This window comes from Kribbella voronezhensis (assembly GCF_004365175.1).
Taxonomy (GTDB): Bacteria; Actinomycetota; Actinomycetes; order Propionibacteriales; family Kribbellaceae; genus Kribbella; species Kribbella voronezhensis.
The window spans coordinates 1,659,745-1,685,807 of the sequence record NZ_SOCE01000001.1 but is presented as its reverse complement, the minus strand read 5'-3'; the positions used below and the strand labels follow the sequence as shown (position 1 = coordinate 1,685,807).

25 protein-coding genes are annotated in these 26,063 nt (G+C 67.5%); 15 read left to right on the top strand and 10 right to left on the bottom strand.

The features are described 5' to 3' along the window. Positions 1-54: 54 nt before the first annotated feature. Positions 55-1,530 carry a glycoside hydrolase gene (locus EV138_RS07470; RefSeq protein ID WP_133977671.1) on the bottom strand — a complete coding sequence of 492 codons (1,476 nt, stop codon included), beginning with the start codon at positions 1,528-1,530 and terminating at the stop codon, positions 55-57. Positions 1,531-1,819: 289 nt separating this feature from the next. Between EV138_RS07470 and EV138_RS07465 the strand changes: the two genes are divergently transcribed. The 3 genes from EV138_RS07465 (at position 1,820) to EV138_RS07455 (ending at position 5,830) form a co-directional block, all read left to right on the top strand. Next, complete coding sequence (locus tag EV138_RS07465; protein WP_166678525.1) at positions 1,820-3,154, top strand: right-handed parallel beta-helix repeat-containing protein; 1,335 nt, start codon at positions 1,820-1,822, stop codon at positions 3,152-3,154. Positions 3,155-3,199: 45 nt separating this feature from the next. Then, positions 3,200-4,705: a family 43 glycosylhydrolase gene (locus tag EV138_RS07460; RefSeq protein WP_202866655.1), complete on the top strand. Its 1,506-nt coding sequence runs from the start codon at positions 3,200-3,202 to the stop codon at positions 4,703-4,705. A gap of 96 nt (positions 4,706-4,801) precedes the next feature. Then, positions 4,802-5,830 (top strand): LacI family DNA-binding transcriptional regulator, encoded by a 1,029-nt coding sequence (locus EV138_RS07455; protein ID WP_133977670.1) that lies wholly within the window; start codon positions 4,802-4,804, stop codon positions 5,828-5,830. A gap of 29 nt (positions 5,831-5,859) precedes the next feature. Here the strand turns inward: EV138_RS07455 and EV138_RS07450 are convergent, their stop codons facing one another. Next, positions 5,860-6,870 carry a LacI family DNA-binding transcriptional regulator gene (locus EV138_RS07450; RefSeq protein ID WP_202866654.1) on the bottom strand — a complete coding sequence of 337 codons (1,011 nt, stop codon included), beginning with the start codon at positions 6,868-6,870 and terminating at the stop codon, positions 5,860-5,862. Between the two features lie 2 nt (positions 6,871-6,872). Beyond that, positions 6,873-8,915: a beta-galactosidase gene (locus EV138_RS07445; RefSeq protein WP_133977668.1), complete on the bottom strand. Its 2,043-nt coding sequence runs from the start codon at positions 8,913-8,915 to the stop codon at positions 6,873-6,875. A gap of 169 nt (positions 8,916-9,084) precedes the next feature. Between EV138_RS07445 and EV138_RS07440 the strand changes: the two genes are divergently transcribed. The 10 genes from EV138_RS07440 to EV138_RS07395 all read left to right on the top strand — a co-directional run bounded on the left by EV138_RS07440 (position 9,085) and on the right by EV138_RS07395 (position 19,436). Then, positions 9,085-10,458, top strand: a complete 1,374-nt coding sequence (locus EV138_RS07440) for an ABC transporter substrate-binding protein (RefSeq protein WP_133977667.1) — start codon at positions 9,085-9,087, stop codon at positions 10,456-10,458. 7 nt (positions 10,459-10,465) lie between these two features. Then, positions 10,466-11,389, top strand: a complete 924-nt coding sequence (locus EV138_RS07435; protein WP_133977666.1) for a carbohydrate ABC transporter permease — start codon at positions 10,466-10,468, stop codon at positions 11,387-11,389. A gap of 9 nt (positions 11,390-11,398) precedes the next feature. After that, positions 11,399-12,274, top strand: a complete 876-nt coding sequence (locus EV138_RS07430) for a carbohydrate ABC transporter permease (RefSeq protein ID WP_202866653.1) — start codon at positions 11,399-11,401, stop codon at positions 12,272-12,274. Between the two features lie 93 nt (positions 12,275-12,367). Further along, on the top strand, positions 12,368-13,390 hold the full coding sequence (locus EV138_RS07425; protein WP_133977665.1) for a LacI family DNA-binding transcriptional regulator: 1,023 nt from the start codon (positions 12,368-12,370) through the stop codon (positions 13,388-13,390). 98 nt (positions 13,391-13,488) lie between these two features. Next, positions 13,489-14,793, top strand: a complete 1,305-nt coding sequence (locus EV138_RS07420; protein WP_238157997.1) for an extracellular solute-binding protein — start codon at positions 13,489-13,491, stop codon at positions 14,791-14,793. 12 nt (positions 14,794-14,805) lie between these two features. Then, positions 14,806-15,759 carry a carbohydrate ABC transporter permease gene (locus EV138_RS07415; RefSeq protein WP_133977664.1) on the top strand — a complete coding sequence of 318 codons (954 nt, stop codon included), beginning with the start codon at positions 14,806-14,808 and terminating at the stop codon, positions 15,757-15,759. Continuing rightward, a complete protein-coding gene (locus tag EV138_RS07410; protein ID WP_133977663.1) occupies positions 15,756-16,628 on the top strand; it encodes a carbohydrate ABC transporter permease in 873 nt (290 codons plus the stop codon). Before EV138_RS07415 ends, EV138_RS07410 begins: the two co-directional genes overlap by 4 nt. Further along, entirely contained in the window at positions 16,625-17,611 is a 987-nt protein-coding gene (locus EV138_RS07405) for an arabinan endo-1,5-alpha-L-arabinosidase (RefSeq protein WP_133977662.1), read from the top strand. The genes EV138_RS07410 and EV138_RS07405 overlap by 4 nt, the downstream gene beginning before the upstream one ends. A gap of 34 nt (positions 17,612-17,645) precedes the next feature. Continuing rightward, positions 17,646-19,157, top strand: coding sequence for an arabinosylfuranosidase ArfA (gene arfA, locus EV138_RS07400; protein ID WP_133977661.1), 1,512 nt, complete (start codon positions 17,646-17,648; stop codon positions 19,155-19,157). A gap of 93 nt (positions 19,158-19,250) precedes the next feature. Then, positions 19,251-19,436, top strand: a complete 186-nt coding sequence (locus EV138_RS07395) for a hypothetical protein (RefSeq protein ID WP_133977660.1) — start codon at positions 19,251-19,253, stop codon at positions 19,434-19,436. A 25-nt stretch (positions 19,437-19,461) separates the two neighbouring features. On the opposite strand, the gene EV138_RS07390 is transcribed toward EV138_RS07395, so the two are convergent. Both EV138_RS07390 and EV138_RS07385 read right to left on the bottom strand, forming a co-directional pair. After that, entirely contained in the window at positions 19,462-19,818 is a 357-nt protein-coding gene (locus tag EV138_RS07390) for a J domain-containing protein (RefSeq protein ID WP_133977659.1), read from the bottom strand. Positions 19,819-19,871: 53 nt separating this feature from the next. Next, complete coding sequence (locus EV138_RS07385; protein ID WP_133977658.1) at positions 19,872-20,453, bottom strand: TetR/AcrR family transcriptional regulator; 582 nt, start codon at positions 20,451-20,453, stop codon at positions 19,872-19,874. 85 nt (positions 20,454-20,538) lie between these two features. Here EV138_RS07385 and EV138_RS07380 point away from each other — a divergent pair, with 85 nt between their 5' ends. Next, the gene (locus tag EV138_RS07380) at positions 20,539-21,498 is read left to right on the top strand and encodes a zinc-binding dehydrogenase (protein WP_133977657.1); all 960 of its coding nucleotides are present in this window, start codon (positions 20,539-20,541) and stop codon (positions 21,496-21,498) included. Here the strand turns inward: EV138_RS07380 and EV138_RS07375 are convergent. The 5 genes from EV138_RS07375 to EV138_RS07355 are packed head-to-tail and all read right to left on the bottom strand — an operon-like array spanning position 21,488 to position 24,535. Then, a complete protein-coding gene (locus tag EV138_RS07375) occupies positions 21,488-21,901 on the bottom strand; it encodes a hypothetical protein (protein WP_133977656.1) in 414 nt (137 codons plus the stop codon). The genes EV138_RS07380 and EV138_RS07375 overlap by 11 nt on opposite strands. Continuing rightward, complete coding sequence (locus tag EV138_RS07370; protein WP_202866652.1) at positions 21,898-22,866, bottom strand: metallophosphoesterase family protein; 969 nt, start codon at positions 22,864-22,866, stop codon at positions 21,898-21,900. The genes EV138_RS07375 and EV138_RS07370 overlap by 4 nt, the downstream gene beginning before the upstream one ends. Further along, a complete protein-coding gene (locus EV138_RS07365) occupies positions 22,863-23,321 on the bottom strand; it encodes a cupredoxin domain-containing protein (RefSeq protein ID WP_133977655.1) in 459 nt (152 codons plus the stop codon). Before EV138_RS07365 ends, EV138_RS07370 begins: the two co-directional genes overlap by 4 nt. Before the next feature lie 21 nt (positions 23,322-23,342). Next, entirely contained in the window at positions 23,343-24,032 is a 690-nt protein-coding gene (locus tag EV138_RS07360; protein ID WP_238158406.1) for a Rieske (2Fe-2S) protein, read from the bottom strand. A 2-nt stretch (positions 24,033-24,034) separates the two neighbouring features. After that, positions 24,035-24,535 carry an RNA polymerase sigma factor gene (locus EV138_RS07355; protein WP_202866651.1) on the bottom strand — a complete coding sequence of 167 codons (501 nt, stop codon included), beginning with the start codon at positions 24,533-24,535 and terminating at the stop codon, positions 24,035-24,037. 217 nt (positions 24,536-24,752) lie between these two features. Here EV138_RS07355 and EV138_RS07350 point away from each other — a divergent pair, with 217 nt between their 5' ends. After that, entirely contained in the window at positions 24,753-26,033 is a 1,281-nt protein-coding gene (locus tag EV138_RS07350) for a vanadium-dependent haloperoxidase (RefSeq protein ID WP_133977653.1), read from the top strand. The last annotated feature ends 30 nt before the right edge of the window (positions 26,034-26,063 follow it).

Here is a 26,063-nt window from a genome sequence, read left to right as displayed (position 1 = left end):
CTTAAGCAGGCCCGCGTCTCGCTGACAAGACCTCGACAGCTCCGGCTGATCAGCTCACCGGGCTACTCCGTCTACCTGGATCGTCTGTACTGCGCCCGCTTCGAACGGGACGCGGACAAGCTTGCCGCTGACTGTGAGGTCCTGCCGTCGGGTGTAGCGGTCACCGGAGCCTGAGGTCAGCGTGGACCAGCGAGTGGCCGTGCCGTTCGGCACCGTGCCGAACGGGGACAGGTCGAACGTCAAGGTCTGCGCCGAACCGTTGTTTGCGGCAACGATCACCAAACGGCGTGCGGCCGGATCGTGGGCCGCCACCGCGTAATCCACGCCGGCGTTGACGATGCGCATGCCGGGCCGGATGTGCCGGGTGAACTGAGCGAGCACGTACAACTTCGTTTCGACCGCGCCGGGCCGGCCCGAGCTTCCGTCGTACCGGATCGTTCCCCAGCCGGCCGAGGGGTCCATCACCTGCCAGTAGCACCACGCCGTCTGCTTCAGCCAGCGGAAGTCCATCAGCAGGCAACGGGCCGTCATCATGCCGCTGCCGTCGTTGTCGCCGTGCTCGGAGTTCCACAGAACCTTGCCTGCGGCACGGACGTCGTTGCCCAGCAGATCGCGACGACCGCTCAAACCTTGGTAGCCATGCACATTGACCTGGCCCACCCGGCCTTTGGTCGCCGAATCGAAGCTGTTCCAGGTGGTCCGGGCGAGGTCGTAGTTCGTCTCGTCGGACGCCGAGATCGCTGTGTCTGTCAGGCCGAGCCGGTCCAGTTCGGTGCGGAGGTTGGTGATCACGCTGCGCTGGATCGTGGCGTCGATGTGGCAGCCTTCCTGCGTGCCGTCGGCCTTCCACCAACTCGACGACGGCTCGTTGAACGCGTCCACCGTCCGGAAGGTGACATCCCACTGGTCACGGGCGTGGCGGGCGGTGGTGGCCAGGTGCAGCGCGTGCTGGCGGTAGTTCCAGGACTGGAGGTTGTTGCCGCCGTCCGCCGCGCCCGAGGGGTTGTGGTTCGAGCACATCCACCACATCGGCGAGTTGGCGAACAGTTCGCTGATCGCACCGCGCTGGGTCGCCTTGACCAGCATCGCGCGCTGCTTGGCGTCGGCATTCCAGTTCCAGGCCGAGGACGCCGGGTCCTCGTTGCGCCAGTCCTGCCAGAAGCCCTCGAGCTGCTTGAATCGCGGGATGTTCGGTGAGGCGACCATGCTCGCGCCGTCGACCTGGTTCCAACTGCTCGCACCGAGGTTGTAGCGGGCGATGTTCAGACCGAGGCCGGGCAGCGAGGCCCCGTTGTAGCTGACCGTTTTGGTGGTGAAGAACAGGTCGGCGAAGTCGTCGCGGTCGCCGAACACATTCGCCCACCAGGCAAGCGACGTACCCCAGCCTTCCCACGCGCCTTGGTCGACGGCGGGGTCGACGCGCACGGTCGCGTCGGCTTGTGCTGGGCCGGTAGTGAGTACGCCGCTCGCGGCTGCGACGCCGGCCGCGGCGAGCAGGGTTCGACGGTGGATCTTTGCTGGTGAGTCCATGGGGCGGTCTCCTCGCTGAAAAGGGGCGGGCACAGCGCTGCGGGACCGCGCACACTGTCGGCGCCGTCCCTGGTGGAGTGTGACTCACCATCGCAGTCGGTGGGACGGTCTGCTGTCAATGCTGCGATCGCAAACGATCACAGTCGATCAGATGCGAAGGCGACGGCTGTGCACGTTCCCAGGAATCTGCGGGCCCGATCTTGCAATCATCCCCAACATGCGCTTCCATCCTTAGCTAGAACGCTGAGTAGCCGCCTGTGTACGTTCACATGAAGGCTGGAGTGAGGACATGAAACCCATGATTTTCGCCCGTGCGCTGGTGGCTTCGGCGATCGCAGTGACGGCTGTCGCCACTCTCGGCAACGCGCCGGCCGCGGGGAGCGCCGCGGCCGGCAAGGTCTATTACGTTGCACCGACCGGCAGCGACAGCGCGACCGGGACCCAGACCGCCCCCTGGGCCTCGATCGCGCATGCGCAGGCGGTTGCCCAGCCGGGTGACACCGTCTACCTCCGCGGCGGCACCTACACCTACACGCGGGCGAACCGGGGGTGCAGCAGCGGGACCGACCGAGTGGACGCGATCACCCTGAACAAGAGCGGCAGTTCCGGTAACCCGATCCGCTACTGGGCAGCGCCGGGGGAGACGCCCGTCTTCGACTTCTCCCGGGTGAGCGACAACTGCCGGATCAAGGGATTCGATGTCACCGGCAACTGGATCCATCTCAAGGGACTCGAAGTCAAGGGTGTGCCGCAGAACAACAACCTGAACCACGAGTCGTGGGGAATCTGGATCTCGGGCAGCAACAACGTCTTCGAGCAGATCAACGCCCACCACAACATGGGACCCGGTCTGTTCATCCAGGACGGCGGCGGCAACCTGGTCCTCAACTCCGACTCGCACGACAACTACGACCCTCGCACCTCCAACGGAGCAGGCGAAAGCGCCGACGGCTTCGGTGCGCACATCTCGGCCAATCACCCCGGCAACGTGTTCCGCGGCTGCCGCGCCTGGTGGAACTCCGACGACGGGTTCGACCTCATCAACGCGTTCTCCTCCGTCACCATCGAGAACTCATGGGCCTGGCGCAACGGCTACCTGCCGGGGACCACGACGGCGTCCGGCAACGGGAACGGCTTCAAGATGGGCGGCTACGGCGGTAAGTACGTGAGCAACGGAGCCAAGCACACCGTGCGCTTCTCGGTGGCGTTCAGCAACCGTACGGCGGGCTTCTACGCCAACCACCACACCCTGGCCAACGACTACTTCGACAACACCGGCTACAGCAACCACCCCGACTTCAACATGCTCGGCATCACGTCGAGCGGCGCGGCGACCGGCAAGGGCAACCTGCGCAACAACCTCGCCTACGCGGGCACGCTGCTGTCCAACATGTCCGGCACGAACGCGGCGTACAACTCGTGGAACCTGAACGTCGCGCTGTCGGACGCGCAGTTCCAGAGCGTCTCTACATCCGGTTGGGACGCGCCTCGCCAGGCCGACGGCAGCCTGCCCGTCCGGCCCAACCTCCGCCTCGCCGCGAACAGCAGCCTGATCGACAAAGGCACCAACGTCGGTCTGCCGTACAAGGGACAAGCGCCGGACCTCGGCGCCTTCGAATCCTGATGGGACGACCCGCCCCAGAACACCGTCCACAACGGAGGATCTGCAATGCTGAGAAGAATTTCCAGACGAGCCATCGCCGCGATGGCGTTACCCCTCGCGGTGACCCTCGCGTCGGCCGGCGGCGCCGCTGCCACTCCCGCGCCCAGGGTCCAGGCCGCCGCCACCATCCAGAATGATGTGTTCTGGAAGGACACTGCCGGGAACCCGATCTACTCCCAGGGCGGCGGTGTCCTGAAGGTCGGCAGCACCTACTACTGGTACGGCGTGAAGTACGGCGGCGCGGTCAGCTACTACAATAACCCGGCCGGCGGGAAGAACAGCAACACCTCCTTCAACGCGATCACCATCTATTCGTCCACCGACCTGGCGAACTGGAAGTTCGAGGGCAACGCGATGACGACCGCCGACGTGAACGGCGGCTGGATCGGCCGGGTGGGCGTTGCGCGCAACCCCACCACCGGCAAGTACGTACTGGTCTCCCAACTCGACAGTGGGCTCGTGTTCGCCACCAGCAGCACGCCGAACGGCCATTTCACCAAGGCCGGCACCCAGTCGAGCATCACGAACGTCTCCACCGGCATGTCCGGTGACCAGTCGATCTTCACCGACGACGACGGCCGGGCGTACGTGATCTTCAGCAACAAGTCCGGCCGGTCCCACCTGTACGTGTCCCCGCTGCGGACGTCCGACTTCCTGCACGTCGAAGCCGCGAAGAACATCTACAACAGCTCGTCGGGCGGCCGTGAAGGCAACATCATGTTCAAGAACGCCGGGACGTACTACTTCTGTTCGTCCGACCTGCACGGCTGGAACGCCTCGCACACGTACTGCATCACCTCGAAGAACATCATGGGCCCGTATTCCTCGGAGTTCGTGATGCAGGGCACCGACGCCGACTTCTCCCACGTGACGCAGACCGGCCTGGCGTTCTCGGTGACCGGGTCCGCGGGATCGTTCGTCATGTTCGGCGGCGATCGCTGGAGCGACTTCGCCGGCAACGGCCTCGGCTACAACGACTGGGTGCCGGTCACCTTCAACGGGACGACTCCGGTCTTCCATTCGCTGAACCAGTGGAACGTCGACGCCGCCGCGGGAACGTGGTCGGTCGGCAGCGCCAACAACTACGTGCTGAATCCGAGCGCCGAGGCCGACCGGGTCGCGCAGAGCAACCTGGCCGGGTGGACAACTGTCGGTGGCGCGGTCAACAGCAACAAACTCGGTGGGCACACCGGCCGCTGGGCGATCGCGCAGAGTTCGTCCTCGGCGTACAGCGCCACCCGCTACCAGAACATCTCGGTTCCGAACGGGACCTACACCTTGTCGGCCTGGGTCAAGAGCAGCGGCGGGCAGCGCAAGGCGACCGTCTTCGCCAGGAACTTCGGCGCGACCGAGCTGAATCGCTCGATCAGTCAGTCGATCGGCAGTTGGACGAAGATCAGTGTCACCGGCATCACTGTGAGCAACGGGTCGATCCAGGTCGGAGTACAGTCCGACGCCACTGCGGGCAACTGGGTGAACGTCGACGACTTCAGCCTGGTGAAGACCGGCTGACGGCAGCCGTGCCGGAGGGGTTCGTCAGCGCGCTGACGAACCCCTCTGCCGTGCGGACGGTAGAGTTCGGTCACCATCTGTTGCAGTTGAGGATCTATGACCGACACAGCGCCACGGCAGAAGCGGCCGCCGACCATCCACGACGTCGCGGCCCACGCGGGCGTTTCCCGCGGTACGGTTTCGCGCGTCCTGCAGGGCGGCCACAATGTCAGCCCGGCCAGCCATCAGGCGGTCGACGCGGCCATCCGCAAGCTGGGTTACGTGGTGAACCGCGCGGCCCGGAGCCTGGTGACCAGGCGCGCCGGGTCGGTCGCGTTCCTGCTGTCGGAGACCCATGAACGGCTGTTCCAGGATCCCAACCTGGCCACCCTGCTGCGTGGCTGCACGACCGCGCTCGCCGCGCACGACATCCCGCTCGTCCTGATCGCGGCAGGTACCGAAGCGGAACGCCGGCGAATCGCTCCCTATCTGGCCGCCCATCAGGTCGACGGCGTGTTGCTGTTCACCTCGCACCGCGGTACGCCGATGATCGAGCTGCTCCAGCAGGCCGAGCTGCCGTTCGTGTGCTGCGGCAAGCCGCACGACCAGGCCGGTGCGGTGTCCTACGTGGTCGCCGACGACCGCGAGGGCGCCCGGACGATGATGCGCCACCTGATCGACTCCGGCCGCCGGCGGATCGCGACCATCGCCGGTCCTGCCGACGGCCCTGGTGGGCTCGAGCGGCTGCACGGGTACCGGGAGATGCTCGCCGAGCACGGCATCCGCTACAACAAGTCGCTGGTGGCGACCGGGGACTACAGCCGGGCGAGCGGCGAGTCCTGCATGCGGGAGTTGCTGGCCCGGGTGCCGGATCTGGACGCGGTGTTCGTCGCGTCGGACCTGATGGCCGAGGGCGCGTTGAGTGCGATCGAGCGGGCGGGGCTGAGTGTCCCGGGCGACATCGCCGTGGGCAGCTTCGACGACTCGCCGGTTGCCACTGCCACCAACCCGCCGTTGACCACGATGCGGCAGCCGTGGCAGCGCATCAGCGACATGATGGTGCGCCAGTTGCTGGCCCAGATCGAAGGCGACGGCCCGGCCAGCGTCATCCTGCCCACCGAACTGGTCGTCCGCGAGTCCGCCTGACAACCCACAACACCCAGGAACGGCGAAGGTCAGGTCGAGTCGCGGACGACGAGTTCGGTGGGGAGGATGACCGCGGAGCGGCCGCCGGAGGTGATGCTGTCCTGGAGCAGGCGGACCATCTCGACGCTGACCCGGGCGAAGTCCTGACGGATGGTGGTCAGCTGCGGAGTGGCGCTGACGGCGGCCTTGGAATCGTCGAAGCCGCCGACCGCGACGTCCTCGGGGATCCGCTTGCCGGCCCGCTGGAGGACGGCGACGGCGCCCAGCGCCATCAGGTCGGAGCAGACGAAGACCGCGTCGAGGTCCGGTGCCCGCTGCAACAATTCTTCCATCGCCCGGGCGCCGGAGTCCTGCGTGTAGTCACCGTTCGCGACCAGTCGCGGGTCCGGTTCCCCCAGCACGTCCTGATAGCCGGCCAGCCGGTCGACGCCGCCCGGGGTGTCGATCGGGCCGGTGATGATGGCGATCCGACGACGACCGCGCGAGCGCAGGTGCTCCACCAGTTGCCGGGCTCCGTCGCGGTCGTCGGCGGCAACGTAGGAGATGTCGCGTTCGTGCCCGATCGGCCGGCCGGCGGCCACGATCGGCAGGCCACGGGCCCGCAGTTCGTTGATCAGCGGACTGCCGGCGTGTTCGGACACCAGCAGGACGCCGTCGACGTGCCCGGCGGTGACCCAACGGCCGACCCGCTTGCGGTCCTCCTGGGTGCCCGCGACCGTGAGCAGCAGGGTGATGTCGCGCTCGGCCAGCGCCTGGGTGCAGCCCTTGAGCAGGATGGCGAAGTTGGGGTCCTCGAACAGCCGGTCCTGCGGGTCGGACAGGATGAACGCGATCGAGTCGGACCGCTGGGTGACCAGGCTCCGGGCGTGCTGGTTCACGACGTACCCGGTCTTGCGGATCGCCCGCTGGACAGCGGTCAGCGCGTCGGGGGAGACGTAGTGGCCGCCGTTGAGCACTCGGGACACCGTGCCGCGGGAAACGCCGGCCACTTCGGCGACGTCTTCCATGGTCGGGCGCCGGGGCCCAGTGGAGGAACTCATGGTCACATTCTGCGTCGCGGTGACCGGAGTACCCGCACCCCACCCGCCGGTACGACGAGCTGACCCGCCGCCGGCGCGCCGGTGAGCAGTTCGTCGCCGTCGCCGGGCAGCCTCGCGTCGAGGTCGCCGTGGTTGATCGCGACCAGGTACTCGTACTCGGGTCCGAGGCGGCGCACCACCTCGACGTCGTCGGAGAGCCCGCCGTACCGAAGTACCGGTGGGAGCCCAGCCTCCCGCAGTACGGCGCTGAGGTCGCGCGCGGCGAGCCGGGTCGAGATGTACCAGGCCACGCCTTTCCCGTAGTGGTGGCGAGTAACCGCGGGACCGCCGGCCGCGGGCCCGTCGACGTATTGGCGGACCGTCTCGGCGCCGTCCAGTACGACGTGCTCGGCCCAGACGTCCCCGATGACTCCGTTGTCGAGCGACACCCTGTCCTCTGAACGCAGCGGCAGGAACTCTTCGACGGTCAACCCGAGGACGTCGCGAAGGGCGCCCGGATGACCACCCGGGTGCACCGTGTCGAACTGGTCGACGATGCCGGAGAAGTACGAGACCACGAGCGTCCCGCCGTTGCGAACAAAGGCGGCGAGATTCTCCGCCGCCTCCACCGTGGTCAGGTACAGGCTCGGGACCAGGAGGGTCCCGTACTGCGAAAGATCTCCTTCGGGGTCGACGAAGTCGGTGGTGAGGTGCCCGCGCCAGGTCGCCTCGTAGAACGCCCCGACCCGTTCGAGGTACGACAGGTCGACCGACGGCCGCCACTCCAGTTCGAGCGCCCACCACGACGCCCAGTCCCAGACCGCTCCGACGTCGGCGACGACCCGGGTGCCGCGCAGCTCTTCGAGTCTGGCCAGTTCCTCGCCGAGCTCACAGACCTCCCGCCAGACCCGGGTTCGGGTGCCGCCGTGCGGCACCATCGCCGAGTGGAACTTCTCGCCCCCGAAGCGAGAGGCCCGCCACTGGAAGAACAGCGCGGACTCCGCACCGCGGGCCAGGTGGCTCAGGCTGTTGCGGCGCAGCTCTCCGGGGCGCTTCGCGACGTTGCGCGGTTGCCAGTTCACCGCACTGGTCGAGTGCTCCATCAGCATCCAGCCGCGACCGCCGGCGACCGAGCGGGTCAGGTCGGCCGACATCGCGAGCTCGATGTGGCCGTCGCGCCGGTCGGCGTACAGGTAGTGGTCGTTGGCGACGACATCGACCTCGGTGGCCCACCGGCGGTAGTCGATCCACTTGCAGTTGTTGATCATGAAGTTGGTCGTCACCGGTACGCCGGGTGTGAGCCGGTGCACGATGTTGCGCTCGGCAAGGAAGTTGTCGAGGTGCGCGTCGGAGCTGAACCGGAAGAAGTCCAGTTGGTGGGCCGGATTGACGGCCATCGGCGCCGCGTACGGCGGTTCGATCTCGGCCCAGTCGCTGTAGAGCTGCCCCCAGAAGACCGTTCCCCAGGCCTCGTTGAGATCGTCCAACCGGCCGTAGCGACGGCGTAGCCAGGTCCGGAAAGCCGCCGCCGAGGTTTCGCAGTAGCAGTGGGTGTTCGCCCCGCCGTACTCGTTGTGGACGTGCCACATGGTTATCGCCGGGTGGCCCGCGTAGTGGGTGGCGAGGCGTTCGGTGATGGCAGTGGCGGCCTGCCGATAGGCCGGCGAGTTCGGGCAGAAGGCCTGCCGGCCGCCTGCGCCGAGGACGCGGCCGTCGCGGTCGACGATGCGGGCCGCCGGGTTCTGGTGGAAGAACCAGGGCGGCGGGGCAGCGGTCGGGGTGGCCAGGTCGACGGCGATGCCTGCCTCGTGCAGCAGGTCGATCACCCGGTCCAGCCAGCCGAAGTCGTAGATCCCCGGGGTCGGTTCCAGCAGGGCCCAGGCGAAGATGCCGAGGTTGACGAGGTTGACGCCCGCCTCGCGCATCAGCGCCACGTCCTCGGGCCACCTGTGCTCGGGCCACTGCTCGGGGTAGTAGTCACCGCCGAAGGCGATATCGCTCAGCTGCGGCAGGACGGGCTCGGCCCGGCCGGCCGATTCCGGGTGGACCGGTACGACGATGCTCATCGGCGGACGCCCAATCTGGGAGCGCGAACAGAAACAGCACACATCATGACACGGGTATGTCGTAGCTTTTGGAGTATTGACAGGGATATACCGCACACCGAGACTGTGAGCGCTCCCAGAAAATGGGGTGGACCGGTTCGACGCTGGTCCCGGTACCCAGGAGGTCGAGATGATGGATTCGGTTCGGATCAGCAGGCGGCGGCTCCTCGCCGGAACGTCCGCCGTGGTCGGTGGCGTGGCCGCCGGAGGGATGCTCAGCGGCTGCAATGCCAATTCGTCCGGTACGTCCTCGGGTACCGGCGGTCAGAGCAACGGTCAGGGCACCGTGACGCTGACCGTGATGTACAACAACAACGAGCTCACCAAGGAGCACATCGCCGACTTCGAGGCGAAGAACCCCGGCATCAAGATCAACTTCCTGCAGAACGACACCACCCGGCTCAACGCGATGCTGGCCTCCGGCGCTCCGCCGGATCTCGTCCGCGGTGCCGCTGTCGGCAGCGCCAACGTCAATGCCCGGGGGCTGGCCACCGACCTCACGCCGTACCTGGAGAAGAGCCAGGTGCTGAAGAAGGACGATCTGCTGTCGGTCAACGACAGCTATCGCTGGGACGGCACCAAGATCGGCCAGGGCGCGTACTACGGCATCGTCAAGGACTGGAGTCAGGACGCGACCCTCTGGTACAACGCCCAGTTGTTCGACCGGCAGAAGATCGCGCACCTGAGCGAGACCGAGCCGGTCGGCTACGACGACTTGCTTGCCATCGGCAAGAAGCTGACCAGCAAGCAGGGCGGCAAGACCAGCGTCTACGGTCTCGGTCTGGAATGGGCCTGGAACCTCTACGCCCCGCTCGCGACGATGATCCTCCAGCAGGGCGAGAAGATCTACACCGACGATCTGGCCCGCACCGACTTCACCACCACGGCCGCTCGCCGTGCGGTGGCGTGGTACGTCGACTTCGCCCAGGCCGGCGTCGGCCCGACCTCGCTGGCCCCGCTGCCGGACGGCGCCGACCTGTCCACCTTCATGGCGAAGCGGATGGCGATCAGCCAGGACGGCTACTGGTACGGCGGGAACTTCGTCAAGGAGGCCGCCCTGCAGCCGGTGGTCCGGATGGCTCCGGCGCCGGTGATGGGCGATCACCGGATCAGCCCGACGTACGCCGGAATCGGTGCCTGGATCCCGGCGAAGTCCAAGCACAAGGACGAGGCGTGGAAGCTGATGGAGTACTTCATGGCCGGACCGCCCGCGCAGGAGCGGGCCAGCAGTGGCTGGGGCCTGCCGGCGTTGAAGTCCCTGCTGCCGAAGCTGCCGCAGGAGTTGCCGTATCAGAAGCAGGCGTTCAAGACCGCGCAGAACGAGTTGCAGTACGCCGCGCCGCTCCCGGATTCGCCGTACGTCACCGTGGATGCCTGGAACCTCGCGCTGGACAAGCACCTGCAGCGAGCGATCAAGAAGCAGGCGACGGTGGAGGAGGCCTGCAAGGCGATCACCGACGAGATCAACAAGGTGCTCAAGCAGGGCAAAGAGCAGATCGGCTGACGGCGAGATGGCCCGGAACAGCTGGTCGCGGTACTCGAACCGAACCTTCTACCTGTTCGTCTCGCCGTGGGTGCTGGGTTTCCTGCTGCTGACGGCGGTGCCGCTCGGCTACGCGTTCGGGGTCAGCCTGACGAACTTCGACGGCAGCTCACCGCGCTGGCGGTGGGTCGGATTCCGCAACTACGTCGAGCTCTTCGGCGACGCCGAGGCCTGGCACGCCATGCTCAGGACGATCGCGTACGCCGCGATCGCCGTACCGCTCAGCGTCGCCGGGGCGCTGGGACTGGCCGTGTTGCTCAACCGCCGGCTGATCGCGGTCGGCCTGTGGCGGACGATCTTCTTCCTGCCCTCGGTGGTGCCGGTGGTGGCGATGGCGATCATGTGGAAACTCGTGCTGAACCGCGACGCCGGCATCGCGAACGCGATCCTGCACGTCGTCGGGATCAAGCCGATCGCCTGGCTCGTCGACCCGATGGCCTTCTACGCACTGATCATCCTGACCCTGTGGGGACTCGGTGGCGGCATGGTGATCATGCTCGCCGCGCTCCAGGGCGTCCCGACGGAACTGGAGGAGGCCGCCGTCGTCGACGGCGCCAACCGCTGGCGGGTGTTCCGGCACATCACCGTGCCGATGATCTCGCCGGTGATCTTCTTCCAGGTCGTGACCGGGGTGATCGCGACCCTGCAGATCGTCGTCCAGCCGCTGCTGCTCGCGGAGACCAACAGCATCTCCGGGGTGGGACAGGTGCCGCAGAGTACCCACCTGTACATGGTGCAGGTGTACCAGGAGTTCTTCACCAGCAACCGGTTCGGCTACGGATCGGCGATGTTGTGGGTCTACTTCCTGGTGATCCTGGCCTTCACGCTGCTGATCCAGCGCTCGAGCCGGTCGTGGGTGCACTACCAGGTCGACACCGAATCGGACCGATAGGAGAAGCACGTGCATGTACGCCGACCCGCGCCGACCGGGGTGCACCGGGTGTCGTCCCGGAAGCCGCGGCTGAGCGCCGGAGCCGTCTACGTACTCCTGATGGCGCTTGCCGTGCTCTTCGTCGGGCCGTTCGTCTGGCTGCTGCTGGCCGCGCTGAAGACCCGCGACGAGTGGGCCGCGGTGCCGACCCATATCCTGCCCCGACAGGCGCAATGGGAGAACTTCACCCACGCGCTGACGGACATCAACTTCCCGGCGTACGCTGTCAACTCGCTCTTTCTGTCGACGATGTATGCCGTACTGGTCACGGCCTCCAGCGCGGTGGTCGGCTTCGGGTTCGCCAGACTTCGGGGCAGTGGCAAACGTGGCCTGTTCCTGGTGCTGCTGTCGACGATGATGTTGCCGCAGATCCTCACCTTGCTGCCCACCTACGTCCTGTTCTCCCGCTTGGGTCTGGTGAACACGTACTGGCCGTGGGTGCTGTGGGGAGTGGCGTCGTCGCCGTACCTGATCTTCTTGTTCCGGCAGTTCTTCGCCGCCATCCCGTCGGAACTGGAGGACGCGGCCATCATCGACGGCTGCGGGTGGGGCCGGATCTTCGTCCGCATCTTCCTTCCACTGTCGAGGCCGGTGCTGCTCACGTCGTTCCTGTTGTCCTTCGTCTGGACCTGGGGCGACTACATCGCGCCGGCGCTGCTGCTCGACGTCGATCACACGACCTTGTCGGTCGCGATCACCGCGTGGTACCGCGATCCGCACGGCAACGCGATCCCCACCGTGCAAGCGGCCGCCGCCGCGTTGTACGTCCTGCCCGCCCTACTCATCTTCCTGTTCGCCCAGCGCTACTTCATCCGCAGCATCGTCTCCTCCGGCGTGAAGGGCTGAGCAGCCGGGGACTGTGCTCGATCCGCGGGAGGCCTGTACTACGGTGTGGAGCACGGGCCGGTTTGTCGGCGGACGTCGGTGGAAGGGGGCTCGATGGCTGTCACGATGCGGGATGTTGCCAGGCACGCAGGCGTCTCCCCGAAGACCGTGTCCAATGTGCTGAGCGGCTACCCGTACATCAGGGAGGCCACCCGCTCCAAGGTGCTCGAGTCGGTCGATGCCCTCGGCTACCAGTTGAACGTGCTGGCCCGGAATCTCCGGTCCGGCCGCACCGGGATCATCGGGCTGGCCGTGCCCGAGCTGAGCCTGCCGTACTTCGCGGAGCTCGCGGACGCCGTGATCGAGGCGGCCGAGCAGCGTGGTCTGACGGTGATGATCGAGCAGACCGGCGCCCGCCGCGAACGCGAGTTGACGGTGTTGTCCAGCGAACGGGGAAAGCTGGTCGACGGCCTGCTGTTCAGCCCGCTGGCCCTCGGGCCGGAGGACGTGGACCAGTTGCGGACCAGCACACCAGTGGTGTTGCTCGGTGAGCGCATCTTCCATGGACCGGTCGACCACGTGGTGATCGACAATGTCGCCGGCACCCAGGCAGCGGTCGAGCACCTGATCGCCTTAGGCCGGCGCCGGATCGCCGTCATCGGCACCCACCCCGGCGAGGTGGTCGGTACTGCGGCCATCCGGTACGGCGCGTATCTCTCGACGATGGCCGCTGCGGGGATCCGCCCGATCAAGAAGCTCGCCGTACCCGCGGGTCTTTGGCATCGGTCCAACGGAGCCGAGGCGATGGAGCAGTTGCTGTCCACCGGCTCGAAGTTCGACGCGGTGCTGTGTCTCAACGACACCCTCGCGCTGGGTGCGCTGCGCGTACTCATCAGGCACGGTCTGAGTGTCCCCGACGATGTGGCCGTGGTGGGTTTCGACGACATCGACGAGGCGCAGTACAGCACTCCCACCTTGACGTCGATCGATCCGGGCCGGACCGAGATCGCCGCGGCCGCCGTCGAACTGCTGGTCGCCCGGATGTCCGGCGACGCCTCGGCGCACCGGGAGATCGTCGCGCCGTACGCGCTGAACGTCCGCGAGTCGACCGCGAGTGTTCGCGTTCACATTTCCTGACCAGCAACGCCTTTCGCGCTCTTGACGGCATGGGTGGAGCCCGGGCATGATCCGTTCTACACCGGTGTAGAAACCGCCCGGCCGGAAGGGGAACCGCCATGCCCGACCATCCAGTGTCCCCTCGACCGGGCCCGACCAGACGCCGGGTGCTGGCCGGCGCGCTCGGCCTGGCCGGTGCGCTCGCGGTGCCGGGCTGCGGCGCGGCGAGCGGCCCGGCGCGGGTCCGCGAATGGAATCTGTTCGGTGGCGGCGACGGCGCCCGGCTGCTCCAGATCCATCAGGAATTCGTTGCCGAACGCAAGGATATTGCCTTCGAGGCGCACACGCTGGCCTGGGGGCCGCCGTTCTACACCAAGCTCGCGATGTCCGCGGCCGGCGGCCGGGCGCCCGAGGTGGCCACGCTCCATCTCTCCCGGCTACGGGGTTTCAGCCCGACCACCTTGCTCGACCCGATCCCGCTCGACCGGCTGAGCGCGGCGGGTATCAGCGCCTCCGACTTCCTGCCCCAGACCTGGGAACGCTGTCTGATCGAGGACAAGCTGTACGCCGTACCGCTCGACCAGCACCCCTTCGTCCTCTACTACAACACCGACATCTGCCGGCGGGCCGGTTTGCTCGGGCCCGACGGCCGGATCAAGACGATCAAGGGTGTCGATGCGCTGATCGAGACGATGAAGGCGGTCAAGGAGACGACCGGCAAGTTCGCGGCCTCGGTCGAGACGACGAACCCGTGGCGACTGTGGTGGACGCTCTACGGCCAACTGGAGGGCCGGTTCTTCGACGAGTCGGGAACGCGGCTGGCACTCGACGACGCCAAGGCCCTGGAAGCCCTGCAGTTGATGGCGAAACTCGCCGCCGACGGCCTCGTCCCGCGCTCGTCGCCGTACGCGGCCCTGGTCGCGATGTTCACCAACGGTGACGCGGGGCTGAGCTTCAACGGGGAGTGGGAGGTGACGACGTACGAGACCGCGAAGATGAAGTTCGGGATGGCGCCGTTCCCGCAGGTCTACGACGTCCCCGCCTGCGCGGGCGATGCGCACACGTTCGTGATGCCGCACCAGAACGGCCGGAGCGCGGCCAGTACCCAGGCCACCGTCGAGTACATCGCCTGGATGCTGAAACACAGCGTGGAATGGGCCGAGGGCGGGCACATCCCGGCGTACCAGCCGGTCGCCACCAGCGCCGAATACCTCGCCCTGCGGCCCCAGGCGGACTATCGCGACGCGGCGAACCACGTGCTGCTGGATCCGGATGCCTGGTTCAGCGGATCGGGCGCTCAACTGCAGAACGAGGCCGGTGCCGCGTTCTCCGGTGTGTTCTCCGGGCAGTCCAGCCCGCGGCAGGCACTCGATCAGTTCAAAGCCGCCGTCCAGAAGCTTCTCGACACCCCGTCCCCTGTCTAACGGGAGCAGATCATGGCCGTGCAAACCAGCCCCCGTACGCCGACCGGGACCCGCCGTACGTCGACCGGCAGCCCCCGTACGCCGACCGGGCAGCCGTGGACCGAGAAGTGGGGCGGGCTGCTGTTCGTCGCCCCGTTCCTCGTGCTGTTCGGATTCTTCCTGCTCTGGCCGACGCTGAGCGGACTGTGGAACAGCTTCTTCAACAAGAGCCTGGCCGGCGTCGGCGGTGAGTTCCTCGGGCTGGCCAACTGGCGCGAGGTCTTCCACGATCCCGCCGTCTGGTCATCGCTGAAGAACACCTTGGTGTTCACCGCGATGAGCACTCCACCACTGGTCCTGACCGCGCTGGTGATGGCGTTGCTGGCGAACCGGACCGGTGTGTTCGGCTGGTTCCTCCGGTTCGCGTACTTCGCGCCGTTCGTCCTGCCGGCAACGGTGGTCACCTTGATCTGGGTGTGGATCTACCAGCCGGGATTCGGTCTGGTGAACGGCCTGCTGACGTCGGCCGGCTTCGCCGAGATCGACTGGCTGAACACCGAGAACCGGGCGATGCTCGCCGTCGTGATCACCACCGTCTGGTGGACCGTCGGATTCAACTTCCTGCTCTATCTGGCTGCCCTGCAAGGGATCCCGGAGCACCTCTACGAAGCCGCCGCGATCGACGGAGCGGGCGACCGGCAGCAACTCTTCCGCATCACGCTGCCGCTGCTGAGCCGGACCACCGGACTGATCGTCGTCCTGCAACTGGTCGCGTCGCTGAAGATCTTCGACCAGATCTACCTGATGACCGTCGGCGGCCCGAACTTCAGCACCCGGCCGATCATCCAGTACATCTACGAGAGCGGCTTCACCAGCTACCGGATCGGCTACGCGTCGGCCATCTCCTACCTGTTCTTCGTCGTGATCGTGATCGTCTCGATCGCGCAGTTCAAGCTCTTCTCCGGCCGCAAGGAGGACCTTCGATGACAGCCCAGGCCATCTCGTTGCGGCCGGCGGTGAGTGGACCGGTGCAGCCGAGATTCAGCTTCGCCAAGGTCGCCTCGATCGTCGGAGCGGCACTGCTCGCCCTGCTCTGGCTGGTGCCGTTGCTGTGGGCACTCGACACGTCCCTCAAGCCCGAGCCGGAGACCACCAGGACGCCGATCACCTGGTTCCCCGTCGATCCGACCTCGGCCGCCTACCGGAGTGTTCTCGACCAGGGATCGATCCTGCGCTGGTTCCTGAACAGCACGATCGTGGCGGTCCTGGTGACCGCCCTGACCCTGCTCGTCTCGGTGCTGGCGGCGTACGGGTTCTCCCGGACGACCTTTCCCGGCCGGAAGGTGCTGTTCGGCCTCCTGGTCGCCGGAATCCTGGTGCCGCCGCAGGTCCTGATCGTGCCCTTGTTCGCCGAGATGACGACGCTGCGACTCGTCGACACCTACTGGGGTGTCGTCCTGCCGCAGGTGGTCGCTCCGGTGATGGTCTTCGTGCTGAAGAAGTTCTTCGACGGCGTACCGCGTGATTACGAGGACGCCGCCCGGGTGGACGGAGCCACCCGGCTGCGGATCGTCTGGAGCGTCATGGTGCCGATGTCGCGGCCGATCCTCGGCGCGGTCGCGATCTTCACCTTCATCGGTGCCTGGAACAACTTCCTCTGGCCGTTCATCGTCACCACCGACCCGTCGATGATGACGATCCCGGTCGGACTGGCCAACGTCCAGGGTTCCTACGGCCTGCGGTACGCCCAGATCATGGCCTCGGCCGTGCTCGGGGGTCTGCCGCTGCTGATCATCTACGGCCTCTTCCAGCGCCACGTGATCCGGGGAGTGGGAGACGCGGGGGTGAAGGGATGAGGCGCATCCAAGCTCTCCTCGGTTGTCTGTTCCTGCTCGCTGTGCTCACCGCAGCGCCCAGCGCGACCGCCGGCCCGGGTGGCGGCGAACTGACCGGCGACCTCACCGCGCACGATCCCGCGCTGATTCGCGACGGCGGTCAGTGGTACGTCTTCTCGACCGGTGACGAGCGCATCGCCGGTGGCACGATCCAGCTCCGCAAGTCCGGCGACGGCCGGCGCTGGTCCTTCGCGGGCACGGTGTTCGAACGGATCCCTTCCTGGCTGAGCTCCGAGGTGCCCGGGGTCTCGAACCTGTGGGCACCGGAGGTGGTGAAGCACGGCAACACCTTCTACCTCTACTACGCCGCCTCGACCTTCGGCTCGAACCGCTCGGTGATCGCACTGGCCACGAACACCACGTTGGACCCGGGCAATCCGGCGTACCGGTGGGTGGACAGGGGCCTTGTGCAACGATCGACGACCACCGACGACTACAACGCGATCGACCCGGGTGTGGTCACGGACGGCCAGGGGACTCCTTGGCTCGCCTTCGGATCGTTCTGGAGCGGTATCCGGATGATCCGGCTGCAGTGGCCCTCGGGCCTGGCCGCGCCGAACCAGGCAACGCCGCTGCGACTGGCTGATCGGAGAGTTCCGCCGAACGCGATCGAAGCGCCGTACATCGTCTCGCGCGGCGGCTGGTACTACCTGTTCGTCTCGTTCGACTTCTGCTGCCGCGGCACCGAGAGCACCTACAAGATCGCCGTCGGCCGCTCCCGGTCCGTCACCGGCCCGTACTCCGACCAGGCAGGCAAGCCGATGCTCGAAGGGGGCGGCACCGTCATTCTCAGCAGCGCCGGCCGCAAGATCGGGCCCGGCGGCCAGTCCGTCTCGGGCGACTGGCTCGCCCACCACTACTACGACGCGGATGCCAATGGCGCCGTCCGTCTCGACATCCGTCAACTCAGCTGGGGATCCAACGGCTGGCCCAGCATCCGCTGAGCGAGCCGGCCCCGACCACGACAGGAGCCACTCCGTGACCTCTGCCTCTCTCGTCCTCGACCCCGCCTTCCGCGTCGCGCCGGTGAACCGGCGGATCTTCGGCTCGTTCGTCGAGCACATGGGCCGCTGCGTCTACACCGGCATCTACGAACCCGGCCATGCCACCGCCGACGAGGACGGCTTCCGCAAGGACGTCCTCGAACTCACCCGCGAACTCGGCGTCTCCCTGGTCCGCTATCCCGGTGGCAACTTCGTCTCCGGCTACCGCTGGGAGGACGGCGTCGGACCGCGAGAAGCCCGTCCGCGCCGGCTCGACCTGGCCTGGCACAGCGTCGAGACCAATCAGTTCGGCCTGGCCGAGTTCGACCGGTGGTGCGGCAAGGCCGGCGTGGAGCCGATGATGGCCCTCAACCTGGGCACCCGCGGTGTCCAGGAGGCGCTCGACCTGCAGGAGTACGCGAACCACGCCGGCGGCACGGCGCTGTCCGACCTCCGGGTCCAGCACGGCGCGGAGTCGCCGTACGGGATCAAACTGTGGTGCCTGGGCAACGAGATGGACGGGCCCTGGCAGATCGGTCACAAGACCGCCGCCGAGTACGGACGGCTGGCGGCCGAGACCGCGCGCGCGATGCGGATGGTCGAGAACGACCTCGAGTTGGTCGCCTGCGGCTCGTCCTCCCGCGCGATGCCGACCTTCGGCAGCTGGGAGCGCGACGTACTGCGGGAGTGCTACGAGTTCGTCGACCACATCTCGGCCCACGCCTACTACAACGACGAGGAAGGCGACACCGTCTCGTTCCTCGCCTCCGCTGTCGACATGGACCGCTTCATCGACGCCGTGGTGGCGACGGCGGACCATGTCGCCGCCGAACTCAAGACGGACAAGAAGATCACCATCTCCTTCGACGAGTGGAACGTCTGGTACGGCGAGCGTTCCCGGCGGACCGACGGCCCGGGTGATGCCTGGGAGGTGGCACCGCGACGGATCGAGGACGAGTACAACGTCACCGATGCCGTTGTCGTGGGCAACTTGCTGATCTCCCTGCTGCGGCACAGCGACCGGGTCGGCGTGGCCTGTATCGCCCAGCTGGCCAACGTGATCGCGCCCATCATGACCGAGCCCGACGGATCCGCCTGGCGGCAGACGACGTTCCACCCGTTCGCGATCACGTCCGGGCTGGCGGCGGGGCAGGTGCTGCGGATCGAGCTGGAGTCCCCGTCGATCAGGACCGCGAAGTACGGCGAAGTCCCCAGCGTCGACGCGGTCGCGACGTACGACGAGGAGTCGGGAAAGCTGGCGGTCTTCCTGGTCAACCGTTCGATCGACGGCCCGGTCGACATCACCATCGACACCAGCCGCACGCCGGTGACCGAAGTACTGGACGCCCTGGGAATTCATGACGACGACCGTGATGCCGTCAACACCGCGCAGCACCCGGACCGCGTGACGCCGACCAAGAACGACTCGGTTCGGCTCGACGGCGGCAAGGTCACTGTGACCCTGCCCGCGACCTCATGGACGGCGCTGAGCCTCGCGACCCGCTGAGCCAGTCACCGAACGACAATGTCAGCGCGAGCGTGGCGAACGACCGGACCGGGTACTGCGGGAAGGCAATCGCTATCGACAAGGAGTCCGCTGATGAGCAGCAGCCAGTTCACCCCGATGCCGTTCGAGGGGCCGGAAGACCCGGACAACAACCCGGCCCCCGATGCGGCGAACGACACCTTCGACCCCGACGACGAGCCGCTGGCCGAGAGCGGCGAACCCGACGAGGACGAGACACCGGCCGAGGAGGATCCTGACGACCAGTTGCCGCGAGACTGAACGCCACCGTTGTCGTCGGCCGCCCTCACTCTGCGCGGTTCCGGGGCCGGCTCTGGAGCGGTTGCCAGCGCACCGGGCCGACCCGGAGGGCGGGCTTGATCCGAAGCGGGGCCCGGGGTGTGACCCGGACGTGAGGTCGAGGTGTGGTCGCCGGCCGGGTGCGGTTGTAGGCGGCTCGGCGGACCGGGTCCCGCAGGCAGTCGTACGCGGCGAGGATTTCCTGTAGGCGCTGGTCGGCGGCAGCGTCCGGCCCTGACGATGTGCGCGTGTCGGGGTGAAGCCGGCGGACGAGGCGGCGGAACGCGCGATCGAGCTCGTCGTCCGAGGCTGTAGCAGGCACGCCGAGGATCGCGTACAGGTCAGGAATCGGTCGCGTGGTCACGACTGCACCTCCTCGAGCCAGACCTTTCACGGTGGTGTCAACACGCACTTTCTTTATACCGCGTCAGCTCTTTTCGACGTACTGCGGAAGGCGTCGATGGCGAGGGTGGCGAAGCGGTGTGCGGCTGCGTCCCGGGCGCTGGTGAGGGTGGACGCCAGGCCCCGGCCGGCGAGCAGGACGAGTACCAGGTCGTCGATGACGAAGTCCGTGCGGAGTCTGCCTTCGGCTTGTGCTCTCTTCGCGAGCGCGCTGAGCATCGCGAGCAGTTCGCGTCGATGCTCCGAGAACGCCGCTCCCGGCGGGCCGGTGGACAGGAAGGCATCGACGAAGCCCTTGTTGCGCACGTTCAGCGCGGTGAGGCGTTTCACCACGGACGTGAACCCGCGCCACGGGTCGGGATCGCCGCAGCCCTCCTCGACGATCCTCCGGCAGGCCCCCATTTCGGCGGCGAACGCCTCGTCGATGAGCGCCTGCTTGGTGGGGAAGCGGCGGTACAGAGTCGCCGGGCCGACCTCTGCACGGCGGGCGATCTCGCGCATCCCGACGTCGAGTCCGCGGTCGGCGAAGAGGGTCCGCGCGGCGGTGAGGATCCGGTCGCGGTTGTCCTGCGCGTCGGCGCGAAGCATCTGAGACATCTGCTGACCTGGCGTTCTCACTTGGGATAAGTGGACGGAGGCGTCCACTACCGTCGAACTGTAGCGCGGTGAAAAGGAGAAAGTGGTGCGAGCAATAGCGATCCGGGAGTTCGGCGACCCGAGCGGGATGGCGCTGGTCGACGTACCGGAGCCGGTGCCCGGAGCCGGCCAAGTGGTGATCGCGACCGAGGCGATCGGCGTCGGCGGCGTCGATGCGGTGATCCGTCGCGGTACTCTCGGCGCCGGGTTCGCCCGAGGCATGATCCCCGGCAGCGAGGTCGCGGGGACCATCACCGCGGTCGGGGACGACGTCGACCGGGTGTGGATCGGACGGCGAGTCTGGGCCTTCACCGGCACCGAAGGCGGGTACGCCGAGCAGGCGCTCGCGTATCTCGAGGACGTGACGCCCCTCCCCGAGGGCCTCACGTCGATCAGCGCGGTGACCCTCGGCAGCGCAGCCGCAGTCGCCCACTTCGCCCTCGCCCACGCACATTTCGTCGCGGGCGAGTCGGTGCTGGTCCGCGGAGCCGCGGGCAGCATCGGTATCGCGACAGTGGAGCTCGCGGCGCGCGGGGGAGCGGCCGTAGTCGCGGTGACCACGTCAGCTGCTGACCGGGGTCGGCAACTCGAAAGACTCGGGGCAACACATGTGCTGGATCGGGCCGGGTACGGCGGGCAGGGCGCGCCGGAACTGTACGACGTCGTCATCGACATCGTCGGTGGGGACGCCCTGCCCACCTTCATCGACCGGCTCGCGCCGAACGGCCGCCTGATCCTCGTCGGAGCGGTGGCCGGGTTCCCGCCGGCCGACTTCGGGATGCGGCTGCTCCAGACGTTCCAGCAGTCGCGGTCCGTCGCCACGTTCAGCCTCGCGACGACAGCTCCGGCCACCCGGGCGGCCGTTCGCGCCGACCTCTTCGAGGCCGCCGTCCGCGGCGAACTGCACCCCGTCGTCCACCAGACCATGCCCCTCGATCACGCGGCCGAGGCACACGACCTGATGGACCGAGGCACCGTGTTCGGCCGGATCGTCCTCACGCCCTGACTGGCTCGCTCAGAGTGTCGTGTCTCTCTCCGCGGTGTCTTCGCTCGCTGAGGAAGGAGGTGAGGAGGAGCGCCAGCGCGACGATCCACGCGAGGACGCTCAGGAGAGCTTGTGGGGCGGGCTGCCAGCCGCGTTCGGTGAAGCCGAACAGGCCGATCGTGCGGGAGACGGTGAAGCCGGCCAGTCCACTCAGGCACAAGCCGGCTGCGGCGAGCCGAAGAAGTAGGGGGCTGCCGACCAGGAGGAGCGCGGCAACAGCGAACGATGCCGCAGCGTCCCACCGGAAGGACGTCCCGATGGTGGGGATGGCGTGATAGCCGCGGACGTAGAGCTGTGCGTGGATGTAGCCACTGGTCGCCAGGCAGAGGGCTACCGCCAGACGAGTCGCGAAGGCCTTCCTCATGCGAGCTTCACGTCCTTGACCGCGAGGTTCCGGGTGCCTTCGAGGTAGCTGACTTCGCGGATCCCGAGGGCGTCCTTCAGCTTTCCGGCCGGCAGGGTGACCGGCGTCGGGGCGGGGCGTTCGCCGGGACGCGGCAGCGGATAGGCGGTGGTGGTCGCGCTGTGGAAGGTGACGTTGCCTTCGGTCTTGGTGAAGAGCTGGTGGATGTGGCCGTTGAGGCAGGTGACCGAGGAGAACCGTTTGAGGTAGCTGAGGGCCTGGGTCGCGTCGTCCGTGCCCCAGCCCCACTGCGGATAGAGGGCGAACAGCGGGATGTGGCTGAACACCACGATCGGGGTGTCCGAGGACAGCTTGGCCACGTCCTTCTCGACGAACTCGAGCTGTTCGGTGCCGAGATGGCCCAGCTTTTCCAGACTCAGCGTGTTGACCAGGGACAGGAAGTGCACGCCCTGAAGGTCGAAGCTGTACCAGCCGTCGCCGGCAGTCCCGGCACCGAACGCCTTGCGGTACTTCTGGCCCGCGTCGTCGATGGAGTCGTGCTCGCCGGGGACGGTGAACACGTGACCGGTCTTCAGCTCGCTCATCATCTGCTTGACCTGGTCGAACTGGCCGGCGGTGGACAGATGGGTGAGATCACCGGTGTGCATGACGAAGTCCGCGCGGTACGGCAAGGCGTTGATCTGCTGGATGGCTTCGGCGAAAGACTCCTCGACCCCGGTGTTGGCCGGGCCTTTGAAGCCCAGATGGCTGTCACTGATCTGGATGAACCGCAGTGCGCCGGGCGCAGCCTGCGCGGGAGGTACGTCGTCCGGCCGCGCGATCTGGCTGATGACCTCGCCGCCGGTGACGGTGAGCACCACAGCGGCCCCGAACCATGCGGTATGCCGCAGCAGTTGGCGTCGCGTCATCCCTTCGGGACTCAGGTCGTCCTCGACAGGTGCTGAGTCCTGGCCGTCGGCGTTCACGCTGTCACCACCACGGTGCCGGTCATGAACGGGTGGATCGTGCAGAGATAGTTGTAGGTGCCGGCCTTGGTGAAGGTGTACTGGTAGGTGTCGCCGTTGTTCATCGTTGCCGACTTCAACGGTCCGTCCTTGGCCTGGCTGGTGACCGTGTGCGGATCCTGGTCACCGTTCGTCCACGTCACGGTCGCGCCGACCTTCACGGTGATACTGGCCGGACCGAAGGCGAACTCCTTGATCTTCACCGACTGGGTCGCGACGGCCGGACCGGTCGGCGCATCGGTGGGTGACATCGACATACCCGGCATCGTTGAAGGCGCCGACGAGGTGTCCCCGGCCGACGCCGAGGGGATGGGCTGGGACTGGGGCTTCGTGTCGCCACACGCGGCCACGGCCGTCAGGCTGACGGCCGCGGCGAGCGCGGTGATGAAGCGTCGTGTTCCACGGCTGTTTCTCATGCCTGTCAATAGGCGCGTGGGTTACGCCGGTTGCGGCGGCACGAAGACCTGGATCACTCCCTCGGACTCGCGGACCATCAGCTTCGGCAAGGGCGCCAGCGCTGTCGGGAGGCGGTGGTGCAAGACCGATCCGTCGACGGCGAACGCGGCGTTGTGGCACGGGCAGTTCAGCTGCCGCGCCGGTCCGTCCAAGGCCAGCTTGCAGCCCAGATGGGTGCAGACGCCCGATACGGCGTACAGGCCTTCGCTCGTGCGACGGACGAAGCCGATCATCGTGCCGGCGTCGAACGGCCGCACGCTGCCGTCGGGGAGGTCCTTGGCGGCGACGACTGCGCGCCATTCCCCGTTGTCGGGCATCAGGGTCTGGTCGGCCGGTGGTGGCTCTGCGGTGACCGCGCTGCCGGCGCCGCTCAGTCCCCGTTCGATCGCGGCGCCGAGCCCGATCGAAGCCGCCGACGCCGCCGCAACCGACGTCACGAACCGGCGGCGGCTGTTGCCCCGGGGCAGCTCAACCGGTGGGTTGTCGTCCAGTTCCGTCCGTAGCCGCTCGCGAAGCGACTCGACGAATTCCGGGCTCGGCCCGGTGTCAGCGCCGCCGGCCTTCAGTGCGATCGCGGTCCGGAGCTGCGATTCGTCGGTCCGGTCAACGGTGAAGGGTTTGGTCCGACGCCCTCGCAGCAGGTCTTTGACGAAGCGGCGCACTCCACGCATGGTCACGCCTCCATCCTGTCTGCCACCACCGCGGCCTGACGAAGCGCCCGGTGCTGAAGCACCTTCGCGTTGCCCACCGTCACTCCCAATTCCGCCGCGGCCTCTTTCAGCGAACACGCATTGAGAAACCGTAGCTGCAGAATGCGCCGGTACCGCTCGGGTAACTCGGCCAGGATCGCCTCAGCGCGAGCCCCGGCACCGGTGTGGCCCGAGTCGGCGGCCGGCTCGACCAGTGCCCAGTCCTCCTCGAGCACCGTGATCTCACGGCCGAGCGTTCGCCGCCAGTACCCCGCGAGCACGGTCCGCGTGGTCGCGAGAAGGTACGCCCGTACTTCGCCGACGCTCGCGGCCAACCGCAACGGCCGCAGCGCGGTGACGAACACCTCCGCGGCCAGATCCTCCGCGTCGGGCCGGTTGCCCACCTTGGCGTACATCAGCCGGTAGACCCGGTCGACGTTGTCGTTGTAGACCGCCTCCCAGTCCGGGTACCTGTCGTCGCTCACCACGTGCAGGTGAACCGGTGCGGCCACACCGTCATCCGGAGCGGGCTCACTGTCCGCCCTCCGCCGACCCCAGAACCGTTGTCCCGCCACGCGTCACCGCCCACTCCAAGTCAGGATCGACACCACACCAGGTAATAGGCGAGGGGGTTACACGGGCCGGGCTGTAACCCCACCGCCTATCCGTTGGTGTCCATCGAAATCTCTCCCTGGAGTCATCGTGACATCTCCGGTCTCGCGTCGAGATCTCCTCCTCGCCGGCGGCACGATCGTGGCGGCATCGGCCGTAGGAGCCAGTACTACGGCCGCCGCCACCCCCAACCTCCGCACGCACCACGGCGGCCGGAGCGGCGGCGGTGTGGTCGTCGCCTGGAATCAGACTTTGCTCCGCATCCTCCGCACCGCTGGTGCTCAGCCGGCCACCGTCCACCCGACCCGCAGCTTCGCGATCCTGCACGCCGCGATCCACCACGCTGTCACCAGCTCGGGAAGGTCCTACCTGCTCGCACACCCGGCCGGGGCGGCGGTCGCGGCCGCCGCGCAGGCGGCCCACGACGTACTGGTCGCCCTGTACCCGGCCCAGGCTGCGTCGCTTGACCGGCAGTTGGCAGCTGACCTGGCCACAGTTGAACAGCGGCACGCTCGCGAAGCCGGGATCGGAGTGGGACGCCTGGCCGCCCGGCGGCTCCTCGACCTGCGCAGGAACGACGGGTCGTCGGCCACTCCATCGCCGCTGCCGGCGGGCACCGAACCTGGCCAGTACCGGCCGGCACCGCCCGGGTTCTTGCCGGCCGTCTTCACCCACTGGGCACACGTCACCCCGTTCGTCGTCGACCGCGTCGACCGGTTCCTGCCGGAGGCCTATCCGGAGCTGAGCAGCCGCCGGTACGCCGCCGCGACCAACGAGGTCAAACGCCTCGGCCAGGACACCAGCACCAGCCGTACCGGCGATCAGACCGAGCAGGCCCACTTCTGGGCGGCACCGATCTGGAACTACTGGAACGAGATCACCCAGACCGTGGTGCTTGCCGAGGGCAAGGATCTGGCGGAGACCGCCCGCATCTTCGCCCACCTCAACCTGGCCTTGGCCGACGCGGTCATCGCGTTCTACGACGCCAAATACCACTACCGCGTCTGGCGACCGATCACCGCGATCCGCCTGGCCGGTGACGACACCAACCCCGCCACCGAGGCGGACCCGGCCTGGAACAGCCTCGGCACCACACCGCCGGATCCGGCCTATCCCGGCGCCCACAGCGTCATCTCCCAGACCAGCGCGACAGTGCTGACCGCGGAGTTCGGGCGAGGCCACCGCCTCGCCGTCACCTCCGAAGTCCTCCCCGGCGTCACCCGCCACTTCGCCACCTTCCAGGCCGTCGCCGACGAAGCCGGCCTCAGCCGCATCTACGCCGGCGTCCACACCAGACTCGACCACTACGCCGGCCGCAAACTAGGCCACGACCTCGCCCGAGCAACCCTCTCCCGAACAACCACAGGCTGAGGCTGCGAGCCGGTCGTCTGCGAACCTGGG